We start from the raw sequence: 14,009 nt of genomic DNA on the forward strand, positions 1-14,009 counted from the left end.
ATGAGTAAATTCTGGAGCCCGTTCGTCAAGAATCTGGTGCCTTACGTCCCGGGTGAGCAGCCGAAGCTGGCAAAACTGGTGAAGCTAAACACCAATGAAAATCCGTACGGTCCATCGCCCAAAGCCTTGGCCGCGATGCAAACCGAACTGAACGACAACCTGCGTCTGTACCCGGACCCGAACAGCGATCTGCTGAAGAGCGCGGTCGCCAGGTACTACGGTGTGCAAAGCAATCAAGTGTTCCTCGGCAACGGTTCCGATGAAGTGCTGGCGCACATCTTCCACGGTTTGCTGCAGCACGATCAGCCGCTGTTGTTCCCGGACATCAGCTACAGCTTCTACCCGGTCTACTGCGGTTTGTACGGCATCAAGTTCGACGCGGTGCCGCTGGACGAGCAGTTCCAGATCAACCCGGCGGACTATGCCAGGCCGAACGGCGGGATCATCTTCCCCAACCCGAACGCGCCGACCGGCTGCCTGTTGGCGCTGGAAGCGGTGGAGCAGATTCTCAAGGCAAGCCCGGATTCGGTGGTGGTGGTCGACGAGGCCTACATCGACTTCGGTGGCGAGACGGCAATCACCCTGGTGGACCGTTATCCGAACCTGCTGGTGACCCAGACCCTGTCCAAGTCCCGTTCCCTGGCGGGCCTGCGGGTTGGATTGGCGGTCGGCCATCCGGACCTGATCGAGGCGCTGGAGCGGATCAAGAACAGCTTCAACTCCTATCCGCTGGATCGCATGGCGAATGTCGGCGCTGCCGCCGCGTTCGAGGATCGCGAGTATTTCGACAAGACCTGCCGGTTGGTGATCGAGAATCGCGAGAAGGTCGTTGCACAGCTGGAGGAGAAGGGTTTTGAAGTGCTGCCATCGGCGGCGAACTTCATTTTTGCCCGTCACCCCCGGCACGATGCGGCGGGGCTTGCGGCGAAGCTGCGCGAGCAAGGCGTGATCGTCCGGCACTTCAAGCAGGAGCGGATTGCCCAGTTCCTGCGGATCTCCATCGGCACGCCAGAACAGAATCAGGCGCTGATCGACGGTTTAGGCGATCTCTAAACCATCCCCCGAACCTGTGGGAGCGAGCTTGCTCGCGATGAGGCCATAACATTCAATATTTTGTTGAATGTCACACCGACATCGTCGGAACGCCGCCCGGAGCAAGCTCGCTCCCACAGTGTTTAGTGTCGCTTTGACTTATTCGTGATGCGGCTCGCCCAGGAACGTCAGCGAACTGAACAGCCCGCGACTATTCACATCAATGCTGTCCTTCACCGGCACTTCCACCTGCGCCGAAATCACGTTCAAGCCTTCATTGCGCACCAGCACCTGAGCCCGGCCGTTTGCATCGGTTTCGGTGCTCAAGGTATTCGGTGCGTTGCGATAGTCCCCCACCAGCTTCACGCCCGCAGCGGGTTTGCCATCCAGTAACACTTGGACTGGCAGCGACTCGCCCGGCCCTACGGTCAGCGGATCGACCTCAGGCAGAATCAGCAATTTCATTTGATCCAGCTTGGGCAGCTTTGCACCCGGCTGATAGATCGCCAGGCTGTACTTGAACGTCTGGGTCGCCTCGATCGCTCCCGGCACTTTGCTGCGTCCTTCGTTGATCCATTTCTTGTCGGCGGTCTGCGACCACATCCCATTGTCGAGCGCCACCGCCATCACGGCGGGTGGTTTAAGCGGTTGCAGGCGCGCGTGATCAGGCAGGCGCTGCACCGTCACCGGAATCATTTTTCCATTGACGTCATAGGCCCAGGCACCGCTGATTTTCTGTGCCTTGAAGGTGTTGTCTTCGGCGCCGTGCCCGTAAATGACCTCGATGTTTCCACGACGTTGTTCGGTCCACAGGCCGTGGGCCGAGACCTCGGTGGCAAACAGCAAGCCGAGCAGTGCCAGGGGTTTGAGTGGGTGCATGGGGACGTCCTTTTACAGAGTGAGTGTCAGGCTGACGGTGAAATTGCGCGGCTCGCCGGGGTTGACCCAGTAGTTGCTGTAGGAGCGCTCGAAATATTTTTCGTCGAAAATGTTGTTCAGGTTCAGGCCCACCGTGATGTTGTCGCTGGTCTTGTAATGGGCCAGCAGGTCGACGGTGTGATACGCGGGTAACTCAAAGTCGCTGCCAGCTTCGCCCGAGCGATCGCCGACATAAGTGAACGCGGCGCCAAGGTCCGAGCCGCGCAGTCGACCGTCCTGGAACTCATAAACACCCAACAGGCTGCCACTGCGTTTGGCCACGCCGAGAATGCGGCTGCCGGTGGGAATGACCTTGTCGCCCTCAGTGACTTCAGCGTCGATGTAGGCGAAGGCGCCAATCACGCGAACAGCGTCGCTGACATGTCCGGTGACTTGCAGATCGATGCCCTGACTGCGTGCCTTTCCCATGGCGCGGCTGGTGTCTGTACCCGGGTCGAGGGTGAGGACGTTTTCTTTCTCGATATGGAAAGCGGCGAGGGTGCTGCTCAAACGGTCATCGAACAGCTCGCTCTTGATCCCGATTTCGTAGCCGATGCCTTCTTCCGGGTCGAAGGATTTACCGGCCGCGTCCAGGCCATTGTTCGGCTTGAACGAGGTCGAGGCGTTGGCGAACAGGCCGACTTCAGGTGTCAGTTGATAAAGCAAGCCGGCCCGTTGGGTCAGCGCGTCGTGGCTCTGAGTGCTGGTAGCGCCACGGGTGTGATCGTCGATGTGTTGCTCGAAATGTTCGAAGCGCACACCGAGCATGCCCCGCAGCTTGTCGGTGAAGATGATCTGGTCCTGCAGGTTCAGTGCATGGCTTTCGACGTGTTCGAAGAAGTCCGTACCCGAGCGTGCGCCGTTGGGTTTTGGCTGGCCATAGACCGGTTGGTAGATGTCTATGGCGTAGGGGCTGCCGGCAATGGTCGTCACCCGTTCGTTCTTGCGGTAGTTCTCGTATTCGCTGCCGATCAACAGTTCGTGCTGCAAACTGCCGGTGTCGAAAAAGCCGCGCAGTTCGAGTTGGGTAATGCTGTCGTGCCAATCGTTGTCACGCTCGCGATAGCGACGATTGACGGTATGGCCGTCGGCATTCAGCGGGCGCGACTCTGACGCGAACCCCCAGAGTTTGCCTTCCTTGTAATGGCTGGCCAGGCGCAGTTTCCAGCTGTCGCCGAGCTGATGTTCGAGGGCGGCCTGCAGCATGTTGTTGTGGTTGTCGATGTCTCCATCATCGGGTTCGCCGAGGAAGGTCGAACGGGAGACGCCGCTCCAGGTGTTGTTGGGGGCGACGATGCCGCGATCGAAGGTCGAACTGTGGCGAACGAATTCGCTTTCCACCAACAGGCTGGTGTCCGGGTTCAGTTGCCAGCTGAAGGAGGGCGCGACAAACACGCGCTGGCTGTCGACGTGATCGCGGAAGCTGTGGTTGTCCTCGATGGTCAGGTTGACCCGCGACAGCACGTTGCCTTGGTCATCCAGTGGCGTGTTGACGTCCAGCGCCATGCGATAACGATCCCAACTGCCCGCGCTGGTGTTCAGGGTCGCGAAGGCTTCGGGCTGAGGTTTCTTGGTGACGATGTTGACTGTGCCGCCCGGATCACCTCGGCCATACAGACTGGCGGCGGGGCCTTTGAGCACCTCGATGCGCTCGATGTTCGCCACATCCGGCGTGCTTGGGTAGCCACGGTTGGCGCTGAAGCCGTCCTTGTAGAACTCCGACGTGGTGAAGCCGCGTACGCTGTATTCGTAAAGCGTCAGGCCACCGAAGTTGTTCTGCTTCGAAACGCCGCCGGCAAAGTCCAGCGCGCGCTCAACGCTGATGCTGCCCAGATCGTTGAGCACGCTGACGGGGACCACGCTGATCGATTGCGGGATGTCGCGAATGGCGGTGTCGGTTTTGGTCGCGCTGGCGGAGCGGGTGGCGCGGTAGCCAGCGACAGGCCCGGTAGGGGATTCGTAGTCGGAAGTGACGCTGATGGCATCCAGTTCCAACGCTCGGGGTTCTTCGGCGAAGGCCGGTTCTCCCAACAGCCCGAGGGCAAGACTTGCCACCGAGGCCTTTATTCGAGACGACATGTTATATTGTTCCAATTCCAAGAATTGAAACAACATAACATAACTAATGAGAATGTCTTCCATCGACCCGAAATGATCGGGTCTGGCTTATTCCTCTTCTTTTTCCTTGATCGGAGCCGGCGGCGGACGCAGGCCGACTTCAGCCATCAGCTTGAGCTCCTTGCCGTTGCGCATCACCTCGATCGCGACCTTGTCGGTCGGCTTGATCCGCGCTACCTGATTCATCGAGCGACGGCCATCACCGGCCGGTTCGCCATCGATGGCAAGAATCACATCACCCAGTTGCAGACCGGCCTTCTGTGCCGGGCCATCGCGGAAAATTCCCGCCACGACAATGCCTGGACGACCGGACAAGCCGAACGACTCGGCCAGTTCCTGGGTCAGCGGCTGCACCTCGATACCCAGCCAGCCACGAATCACCTGGCCGTGCTCGATGATCGACTTCATCACTTCCATCGCCAGCTTCACGGGGATTGCGAACCCAATGCCCTGGGAGCCCCCGGACTTGGAAAAGATCGCCGTGTTGATGCCGGTCAGGTTGCCGATGGCATCCACCAGCGCACCGCCTGAGTTGCCCGGGTTGATCGCCGCATCGGTCTGGATGAAGTCTTCGTAGTTGTTCAGGCCCAATTGATTGCGCCCGGTGGCGCTGATGATGCCCATGGTTACGGTCTGGCCGACGCCGAAGGGGTTGCCGATGGCCAGCGCCACATCGCCGATGCGGATGTTGTCGGAACGCCCCACGGTGATCGCCGGCAAGTTTTTCAAGTCGATTTTCAGTACCGCGAGGTCGGTCTCCGGGTCGCTGCCGATCACTCGCGCCAGGGTTTCCCGGCCGTCCTTGAGCGCCACCACGATCTGGTCGGCACCGCTGGTCACGTGGTTGTTGGTCAGGATGTAGCCTTCCGGGCTCATGATCACGCCGGAACCGAGGCTCGACTCCATGCGTTTCTGCTTGGGCGAGTTATCGCCGAAGAAGCGACGAAACTGCGGATCTTCGAACAGCGGATGGTTGGGTTTGTTGATGACTTTGGTGGTGTACAGGTTCACCACCGATGGCGCCGCGGTGGATACCGCTTCGGCATAAGACACCGGACCCTGCTGCATGCTGGTGGTTTGCGGCGCTTGTTGCAGATTGACGTCGAGGCTCGGGAGCCCGACCCACTGCGGGTAACGCTGGATTATCAAAAGAGCGACAAGCACGCCGGCCAACAGCGGCCAGCCGGAAAAACGCAGCGCCTTGAGCATTAAGCAGTTCCTGAGAGAGTTGCAGGCGGTCTGAGACCGCTCATAATGACGCGCATTATACGAGGCCGCACGCGCCTCTGAACGGGATATTTAGGAGTCTTTTATGGCCGTCGCCCTGAGCACCCTGGTCGAAGAAGCCGACCGCTACCTCAACAGCGCCAAAATCGCCGATTATTGCCCCAACGGCCTGCAGGTCGAGGGGCGGCCACAAGTGATGCGCATTGTCAGTGGCGTCACCGCCAGCCAGGCCCTGCTCGATGCGGCCGTGGAGGCCAACGCAGACCTGGTGCTGGTGCATCATGGCTACTTCTGGAAGGGTGAAAACCCGTGCATCACCGGCATGAAGCAGCGTCGCTTGAAGACCCTGCTCAAGCACGATATCAGCCTGTTGTCCTATCACCTGCCGCTGGACCTGCACCCGGACGTCGGCAATAACGCGCAGCTCGCACGGCAACTCGACATCACCGTCGAAGGTCCGTTGGACCCGGACAACCTGAAGATTGTCGGCCTGGTCGGCTCGCTGAATGAGCCAATGATGCCCCGGGATTTCGCCCGCCGCGTCCAGGAAGTGATGGGGCGTGAGCCGCTGTTGATCGAAGGCAGCGCCATGGTACGCCGCGTCGGCTGGTGCACCGGTGGTGGCCAGGGTTACATCGATCAAGCCATTCTGGCGGGTGTCGATCTGTACCTCAGCGGCGAGGCTTCCGAGCAAACCTTCCACAGCGCCAGGGAAAACGACATCAGCTTCATCGCCGCCGGTCACCATGCGACCGAGCGCTACGGCGTTCAGGCACTGGGGGATTATCTGGCCCGTCGGTTTGCGCTGGAGCACATCTTCATCGATTGCCCGAATCCGATCTGAAAGCGCACCCTCTTCCTGTAGGAGCGAGCTTGCTCGCGATGAACCTGAAGACACCACGGGGTGTCAGACTCCCAGCGTTATCGTTGACGACCATCGCGAGCAAGCTCGCTCCTACAGGGGGTGAGCCCAAACAGGCAGGCATATTCATATGCTCTTTCGATCTAGTTGGCGTCCTGATTAGAAGGGGTCGCTGTGCTAGGATCCCCGCTCGAACACGGCCCGGTGGCCGTTCATAAGAAAGTTTTCGTGAGTAGCCATGGTCGACAAACTGACGCATCTGAAACAGCTGGAGGCGGAAAGCATCCACATCATCCGCGAGGTGGCCGCCGAGTTCGATAACCCGGTGATGCTGTACTCCATCGGTAAAGACTCCGCCGTGATGCTGCATCTGGCACGCAAGGCGTTCTTCCCGGGCAAGCTGCCGTTTCCGGTGATGCACGTCGACACTCGCTGGAAATTCAAGGAGATGTACAGCTTCCGCGACAAGATGGTCGCCGAGCTGGGCCTCGACCTGATCACCCACGTCAACCCGGACGGCGTGGCGCAGGACATCAACCCGTTCACCCACGGCAGCGCCAAGCACACCGACATCATGAAGACCGAGGGCCTCAAGCAGGCACTCGACAAGTATGGTTTCGACGCAGCATTCGGCGGCGCCCGTCGCGATGAAGAGAAGTCCCGCGCCAAAGAGCGTGTGTACTCGTTCCGCGACAGCAAGCACCGCTGGGATCCGAAAAACCAGCGCCCCGAGCTGTGGAACGTCTACAACGGCAAGGTCAACAAGGGCGAGTCGATCCGCGTCTTCCCGCTGTCGAACTGGACCGAGCTGGACATCTGGCAGTACATCTACCTCGAAGGCATCCCGATCGTTCCGCTGTATTTCGCCGCCGAGCGTGAAGTCATCGAGAAGAACGGCACGCTGATCATGATCGACGACGAGCGCATCCTCGAGCACCTGAGCGACGAAGACAAAGCGCGCATCGTCAAAAAGAAAGTGCGTTTCCGTACCCTTGGTTGCTACCCGTTGACGGGCGCGGTGGAGTCCGAGGCCGAAAGCCTCACGGACATCATTCAGGAAATGCTCCTGACGCGAACTTCCGAGCGCCAGGGCCGTGTCATCGACCACGATGGCGCAGGCTCGATGGAAGACAAAAAACGTCAGGGTTATTTCTAAGGGGTTGTCATGTCGCACGCATCTGATTTGATCAGCGAGGACATCCTCGCCTACCTGGGCCAGCACGAACGTAAAGAGCTGCTGCGCTTTCTGACCTGCGGTAACGTCGACGACGGCAAGAGCACCCTGATCGGGCGCCTGCTGCACGACTCCAAGATGATCTACGAAGATCACCTGGAAGCCATTACCCGCGATTCGAAAAAAGTCGGCACCACCGGCGAAGACATCGACCTGGCGCTGCTGGTCGACGGCCTGCAGGCCGAGCGTGAACAAGGCATCACCATCGATGTCGCGTACCGCTACTTCTCCACCGCCAAGCGCAAATTCATCATCGCCGACACCCCTGGCCACGAGCAGTACACCCGCAACATGGCCACCGGTGCTTCCACCTGTGACCTGGCGATCATCCTGGTCGACGCCCGTTACGGCGTGCAGACCCAGACCCGTCGCCACAGCTTCATCGCCTCGTTGCTGGGCATCAAGCACATAGTCGTGGCCATCAACAAGATGGACCTCAAGGACTTCGACCAGGGTGTGTTCGAGTCGATCAAGGCCGACTACCTGCAGTTCGCCGAAGGCTTGAAGCTCAAGCCCACCAGCATGCACTTCGTGCCGATGTCTGCGCTGAAAGGCGACAACGTGGTGAACAAGTCCGAGCGCTCGCCGTGGTATACCGGCCAGTCGCTGATGGAGATCCTCGAGACCGTGGAAGTGGCGGGCGATCGCAACTTCACCGACTTGCGTTTCCCGGTTCAGTACGTCAACCGTCCGAACCTGAACTTCCGTGGCTTCGCCGGCACCCTGGCCAGTGGCATCGTCAAGAAAGGCGACGAAGTCGTGGTCCTGCCGTCGGGCAAGAGCAGCCGCGTGAAATCCATCGTCACCTTCGAAGGTGAACTGGAGCACGCAGGTCCTGGTCAGGCTGTAACGCTGACCATGGAAGACGAAATCGATATTTCCCGTGGCGACCTGTTGGTACATGCCGACAACGTGCCGCCAGTCACCGACAGCTTCGAAGCGATGCTGGTGTGGATGGCTGAAGAGCCGATGCTGCCGGGCAAGAAGTACGACATCAAACGCGCCACCAGTTACGTGCCTGGCTCCATCGCCAGCATCGTCAACAAGGTCGACGTGAACACCCTGGAAGAAGGTCCGGCCAGTGCGTTGCAGCTGAACGAAATCGGCAAGGTCAAGATCGCGCTCGATGCGCCGATTGCCCTCGACGGTTACGACAGCAACCGCACCACCGGCGCCTTCATCATCATCGACCGCTTGACCAACGGCACCGTTGGCGCGGGCATGATCGTCGCCCAGCCTGTAGCTCACGGCAGCTCCACGCACCACGGCAAACTAGCTCACGTCGCCACCGAAGAGCGTGCACAGCGCTTCGGCCAGCAACCGGCCACCGTGTTGTTCAGCGGCTTGTCGGGCGCGGGCAAAAGCACCCTGGCGTATGCGGTTGAACGCAAGCTGTTCGACCTGGGCCGTGCGGTGTTCGTGCTCGATGGCCAGAACCTGCGTCACGACCTCAACAAAGGTCTGCCACAGGATCGCGCCGGGCGTACCGAGAACTGGCGTCGTGCCGCGCACGTGGCGCGTCAGTTCAACGAGGCTGGTCTGCTGACCCTCGCTGCGTTCGTTGCCCCTAGTGCCGAAGGGCGTGAACAGGCCCGGGAACTGATCGGCAAGGAGCGTCTGCTGACGGTCTACGTCCAGGCTTCGCCGACGGTCTGCGCCGAGCGTGATCCGCAAGGTTTGTACGCGGCGGCCGGGGATAACATCCCGGGCGAGTCCTTCCCGTACGATGTGCCGCTGGATGCCGACCTGGTGATCGACACCCAGTCCGTGTCGCTGGAGGAAGGCGTCAAGCAAGTGCTGGGTCTGCTGCGTGAGCGTGGCGCGATCTAAGCGCTGACCGGTAAAAAGAAACCCGTCGATGAGTGATCATCGGCGGGTTTTTTTGTGTCTGGTAATCAGTCAAAACAAACACTAAACCTGTGGGAGCGAGCTTGCTCGCGATAGCGGCGGATCAGTCGACATCAATGTTGAATGTCAGTCCGCAATCGCGAGCAAGCTCGCTCCCACAGGGGATTAGTGTTTGCCTGGGAATTCGTGGTGCAGCTGTTCCAGCAACGCATCCTTGTCCAGCCACAACTGATTGATCCAGCCCTGAAACTGCAGGCGGTATTCACCGTCCTGGTCGTAGTTCTTGCCGATGAACTGCGGCGGGATCTTCAGCTCCTCAAAGTGCACCACCACGTCCGCAACGTTCCCGCACAGCAAATCCCAGAAACCCGGGCGCCCGGCGGGGTAGTGGATGGTCACGTTGACCAGGGATTCAAGCTGCTCACCCATCGCATCCAGCACAAAGGCAATGCCGCCGGCCTTGGCCTTGAGCAGGTACTTGAAGGGTGACTGCTGTTGCTTGTGCTTGCCCTCGGTGAAGCGCGTGCCTTCGACGAAGTTGAAAATGCCCACCGGGTTGTCGCGGAATTTCGCACAGGTCTTGCGGGTGGTTTCCAGGTCCTTGCCTTTCTTCTCCGGGTGCTTTTCCAGATAGGCCTTGGAGTAACGCTTCATGAACGGAAAGCCCAGCGCCCACCAGGCCAGACCGATCACCGGAACCCAGATCAGCTCCTGCTTGAGAAAGAACTTCAGCGGCTGAATGCGCCGGTTTAGCACGTATTGCAGCACCAGGATGTCGACCCAGCTCTGGTGGTTGCTGGTGATCAGGTACGAATGCTGATAGTCGAGGCCTTGCAGGCCGCTGATGTGCCAGCGTGTGCGGCGCACCAGGTTCATCCAGCCTTTGTTGATGCTGATCCAGGCTTCGTGGGTATGGCTCATCAGCCAGCCCGCGAGGCGCTGGGTGAGGGCGAACGGCAATACCTTGACGAGTGCCACGCAGAACAGGAACGAGCAGAGCAGAATCGTGTTCAATGCCAACAGCAGCGAGGCGATCACGCCCCGCAGCGCAGCAGGTAAGAAATCCAGCATTTACACATCCATAGGTCGGTTGGCGGCTTGAATCGCGGTCAGGGCGATGGTGTAGACGATGTCATCGACCTGCGCGCCGCGCGGCAAATCGTTCACCGGTTTGCGCAGGCCTTGCAGCATCGGCCCGAGGCTGACGCAGTCGGCGCTGCGCTGTACGGCCTTGTGCGTGGTATTGCCGGTGTTGAGGTCGGGGAATACGTACACCGTGGCACGACCGGCCACCTGACTGTTCGGCGCCAGTTGCCGGGCCACGCTTTCGTTGGCGGCGGCGTCGTACTGCAAGGGGCCGTCGATCAGCAGCGAGTGCTGTTGTTCGTGGGCGAGCAGGGTTGCCTCGCGGACCTTCTCGACTTCTTCGCCGCTGGCCGACTCGCCGCTGGAGTAGCTGATCATCGCCACCCGTGGCGTGATGCCGAACGCGGCGGCCGAATCAGCGCTTTGCAGGGCGATCTCGGCCAGTTCACTGGCGCTCGGGTGCGGGTTCATCACGCAGTCGCCGTAGACCAGCACCTCTTCCGGAAACAGCATGAAGAACACCGACGACACCAAGGTGCAGCCTGGCGCGGTTTTAATCAGCTGCAGGGCCGGGCGGATGGTGTTGGCGGTGGTGTTGATCACGCCCGATACGAGGCCGTCGACTTCATCCAGGGCCAGCATCATGGTGCCGATCACCACGGTGTCTTCCAGTTGTTGCTCGGCCATTGGCGCATTGAGGCTTTTGCTTTTGCGCAGCGCGACCATCGGCTCGACATAGCGTTCGCGGATCGAGTCCGGATCAATGATTTCCAGGCCCGGTGGCAACTCGATGCCCTGGGCACGGGCGACGGCCTGCACGTCCTCGGGCTTGGCCAGCAACACACAGCGAGCGATGCCACGGGCCTGGCAGATCGCGGCGGCCTGCACGGTCAGCGGCTCGCTGCCTTCGGGCAGTACGATGCGCTTGTTGGCCGCCTGGGCGCGCTGGATCAATTGATAGCGGAAAACCGCTGGCGACAGGCGCATTTCCCGTGGCGTACCGCAGCGCTGGTGCAGCCAGTTGGCATCGAGATGGCCGGCGATGAAATCGGTGATGATTTCGGCGCGCTCGCGGTCATCGATGGGGATTTCCTTGTTCAGGCCATTGAGCAGGTTGGCGGTGTCGTAGGAGCCGGTACTCACCGACAGCACCGGCAAACCAGCCTGCAGGGCGCCACGGCACAGGTCCATGATGCGTGGGTCGGGCAGGGTGTCGCTGGTCAGCAGCAGGCCGGCCAGAGGCACGCCGTTCAAGGCCGCAAGGCTGACGGCGAGGATGATGTCGTCGCGGTCGCCAGGGGTCACCACCAGCACGCCGGGCTTGAGCAACTCCACGGTGTTACGCATGGTGCGGGCGCAAATGATGATCTTGGTCATGCGCCGGGTTTCGTAATCACCGGCGTTGAGCACTTGCGCGCCCATCAGGTCGGCGACGTCGCGGGTGCGCGGGGCGTTCAGTTCCGGCTGGAACGGAATGCAGCCGAGCAAGCGGAAATCACCACTGCGCAGCAACGGCGAATGCTCTTTCAGGCGCGTGGCGAAGGCCTCCATGCTTTCTTCGGTCTTGACCTTGTTGAGGATCACACCGAGGACTTTCGGGTCTTTCGGGCCGCCGAACAACTGCGCCTGCAACTCGACGCGACCGGAGAGCTCGGTCAGCACTTCGTTTTCCGGTGCCGAGACCAGGATCACCTCGGCGTCGAGGCTCTTGGCCAGGTGCAGGTTGACCCGCGCGGCATAACTGGCGCTGCGGGTCGGCACCATGCCTTCGACGATCAGCACGTCCTTGCCGATGGCAGCCTGCTGATAAAGGGTGATGATTTCTTCGAGCAACTCATCGAGCTGGCCGTCGCCGAGCATGCGCTCGACATGGGCCAGGCCCAGGGGCTGCGGCGGTTTCAAGCCGTGGGTACGCGCCACCAGTTCGGTGGAACGTTCCGGGCCCGTGTCGCCCGGATGCGGCTGGGCAATCGGTTTGAAAAAACCGACCTTGAGCCCGGCCCGCTCAAGGGTGCGTACCAGCCCTAGGCTGATGGAGGTCAGACCCACACCAAAATCGGTGGGCGCGATAAAAAAAGTTTGCATGCGGATTCTCTGAAGGAGCATGGCAAAGGTGATCATCTATATCTGACGATCTACCGAAATTCAGTCGCCAAGGTTATCGCTAACCGAGCCCTGTGCGCACCAACCGCAAGCAAAGGGCTGGCCTATTTTTTCAAGGCGTTGCACAGGGTCCATGACCCAGGCGCGGGATTGCCAGGGTGGCTGGTGCCGCAGGTGCTGGGTGTGGCCGCAGGAAAGCTCGGCCACCCAGTGTCCGTCCTCGTCCTGATGGAAGCCTGTGATCGTCGAATCCCGTCTGTCCGGGTTGTGTTCGCTTTCGGACGATTGCTTCGCTAAACTTGGCCTTTCAATTTTCCTATGCAAAAGGTCTCGCCCCATGCTGATCGCCGCCAATAAGGCTGTCTCCATCGACTATACCCTGACCAACGACGCTGGTGAGGTCATCGACAGCTCCGCCGGCGGCGCGCCGCTGGTCTACCTGCAAGGTGCAGGCAACATCATCCCGGGCCTGGAAAAGGCTCTGGAAGGCAAGGCTGTCGGCGACGAGCTGACCGTAGCCGTTGAACCGGAAGACGCTTACGGCGAATACGCCGCCGAACTGGTCAGCACCCTGAGCCGCAGCATGTTCGAAGGCGTCGACGAGCTGGAAGTGGGCATGCAGTTCCACGCTTCCGCTCCGGACGGCCAGATGCAGATCGTGACCATCCGTGATCTGGACGGCGACGACGTCACCGTTGACGGCAACCACCCGTTGGCCGGTCAGCGCCTGAATTTCCAGGTCAAGATCGTTGCCATCCGTGACGCCAGCCAGGAAGAAATCGCTCATGGTCACGTCCATGGCGAAGGTGGCCATCACCACTGATTTCTGCGCTAAGCTCAGATAACTGGAGAGGCGCCTTGTGGGCGCCTTTTTAGTCTGCGGCCGTCCCTGATGACACCGCCAAGTGGCTGTTTCGAGAAGAACACGGGAATCTGGAGTACGCCATGAGTGCTTTTCACGACCTTAAATTGACAGCCCTGGATGGACAGGAGCTACCTCTGGCGCCTTTCAAAGGCCAAGTCGTACTGGTGGTCAACGTCGCCTCCAAATGCGGCCTGACCCCGCAGTACGCGGCGCTGGAAAATCTCTATCAGCAATTCAAGGCCAAGGGCTTCAGCGTCCTGGGCTTGCCGTGCAACCAGTTTGCCGGGCAGGAACCGGGGACCGAGCAGGAAATCAAGGATTTCTGCAGCCTCAACTATGGCGTGACCTTTCCGTTGTCCAGCAAGCTGGAAGTCAACGGGCATGAACGTCATCAGTTGTATCGCCTGCTGGCGGGAGAGGGCGCGGAATTTCCCGGCGATATCACCTGGAACTTCGAGAAGTTCCTGCTGGGCAAGGACGGGCGTGTACTGGCTCGGTTCTCGCCACGCACGGCACCGGATGATCCGACCATCGTTCACGCGATAGAAAAAGCGCTGAGCTGACATCCTCCTCTCCCTCTGTAGGAGCGAGCTCGCTCGCGATGGTTGTAGGAACACCGCGGGGCATCAGACCGCCAGCGTTATCGTTGACCACCATCGCGAGCAAGCTCGCTCCTACATCACCCAAATCAATAGTGCTGTTCAGTAAGTGCGAAC

12 protein-coding genes are annotated in these 14,009 nt (G+C 60.2%); 6 read left to right on the forward strand and 6 right to left on the reverse strand.

What is annotated here, in order from left to right:
• Nucleotides 1–1,053, forward strand: a complete 1,053-nt coding sequence (gene hisC, locus PSJE_RS13915) for a histidinol-phosphate transaminase (protein WP_090453095.1) — start codon at nt 1–3, stop codon at nt 1,051–1,053.
• A gap of 138 nt (nt 1,054–1,191) precedes the next feature.
• Here hisC and PSJE_RS13920 read toward each other — a convergent pair whose 3' ends face one another.
• From PSJE_RS13920 to algW, 3 genes are all read right to left on the reverse strand, one after another.
• Complete coding sequence (locus PSJE_RS13920) at nt 1,192–1,911, reverse strand: DUF4198 domain-containing protein (protein WP_090453097.1); 720 nt, start codon at nt 1,909–1,911, stop codon at nt 1,192–1,194.
• 12 nt (nt 1,912–1,923) lie between these two features.
• On the reverse strand, nt 1,924–4,029 hold the full coding sequence (locus PSJE_RS13925) for a TonB-dependent siderophore receptor (protein ID WP_090457740.1): 2,106 nt from the start codon (nt 4,027–4,029) through the stop codon (nt 1,924–1,926).
• Between the two features lie 87 nt (nt 4,030–4,116).
• Nucleotides 4,117–5,277, reverse strand: coding sequence for a Do family serine endopeptidase AlgW (gene algW / locus PSJE_RS13930; protein ID WP_057716410.1), 1,161 nt, complete (start codon nt 5,275–5,277; stop codon nt 4,117–4,119).
• 103 nt (nt 5,278–5,380) lie between these two features.
• Between algW and PSJE_RS13935 the strand changes: the two genes are divergently transcribed.
• The 3 genes from PSJE_RS13935 (at nt 5,381) to cysN (ending at nt 9,221) form a co-directional block, all read left to right on the forward strand.
• The gene (locus PSJE_RS13935; protein ID WP_057716409.1) at nt 5,381–6,139 is read left to right on the forward strand and encodes a Nif3-like dinuclear metal center hexameric protein; all 759 of its coding nucleotides are present in this window, start codon (nt 5,381–5,383) and stop codon (nt 6,137–6,139) included.
• Nucleotides 6,140–6,395: 256 nt separating this feature from the next.
• Nucleotides 6,396–7,313 carry a sulfate adenylyltransferase subunit CysD gene (gene cysD, locus PSJE_RS13940; protein WP_008046199.1) on the forward strand — a complete coding sequence of 306 codons (918 nt, stop codon included), beginning with the start codon at nt 6,396–6,398 and terminating at the stop codon, nt 7,311–7,313.
• A 9-nt stretch (nt 7,314–7,322) separates the two neighbouring features.
• The gene (gene cysN, locus PSJE_RS13945) at nt 7,323–9,221 is read left to right on the forward strand and encodes a sulfate adenylyltransferase subunit CysN (RefSeq protein ID WP_090453099.1); all 1,899 of its coding nucleotides are present in this window, start codon (nt 7,323–7,325) and stop codon (nt 9,219–9,221) included.
• 183 nt (nt 9,222–9,404) lie between these two features.
• On the opposite strand, the gene PSJE_RS13950 is transcribed toward cysN, so the two are convergent.
• From PSJE_RS13950 to PSJE_RS13960, 3 genes are read right to left on the reverse strand one after another with little or no spacing between them, the layout of a single operon-like run.
• Complete coding sequence (locus tag PSJE_RS13950; protein WP_090453101.1) at nt 9,405–10,310, reverse strand: acyltransferase; 906 nt, start codon at nt 10,308–10,310, stop codon at nt 9,405–9,407.
• A complete protein-coding gene (gene pta / locus PSJE_RS13955) occupies nt 10,311–12,410 on the reverse strand; it encodes a phosphate acetyltransferase (protein ID WP_090453103.1) in 2,100 nt (699 codons plus the stop codon).
• A 60-nt stretch (nt 12,411–12,470) separates the two neighbouring features.
• Nucleotides 12,471–12,797, reverse strand: coding sequence for a DUF3565 domain-containing protein (locus PSJE_RS13960; protein ID WP_057716672.1), 327 nt, complete (start codon nt 12,795–12,797; stop codon nt 12,471–12,473).
• Here PSJE_RS13960 and PSJE_RS13965 point away from each other — a divergent pair.
• Together PSJE_RS13965 and PSJE_RS13970 are read left to right on the forward strand one after the other, a co-directional pair.
• Complete coding sequence (locus PSJE_RS13965) at nt 12,766–13,251, forward strand: FKBP-type peptidyl-prolyl cis-trans isomerase (RefSeq protein ID WP_007942189.1); 486 nt, start codon at nt 12,766–12,768, stop codon at nt 13,249–13,251. The genes PSJE_RS13960 and PSJE_RS13965 overlap by 32 nt on opposite strands.
• Before the next feature lie 122 nt (nt 13,252–13,373).
• Nucleotides 13,374–13,856: a glutathione peroxidase gene (locus PSJE_RS13970; protein WP_056728393.1), complete on the forward strand. Its 483-nt coding sequence runs from the start codon at nt 13,374–13,376 to the stop codon at nt 13,854–13,856.
• Nucleotides 13,857–14,009 lie beyond the last annotated feature (153 nt).

The organism is Pseudomonas jessenii (assembly GCF_002236115.1).
In the GTDB taxonomy this organism is placed as follows: Bacteria; Pseudomonadota; Gammaproteobacteria; order Pseudomonadales; family Pseudomonadaceae; genus Aquipseudomonas; species Aquipseudomonas jessenii.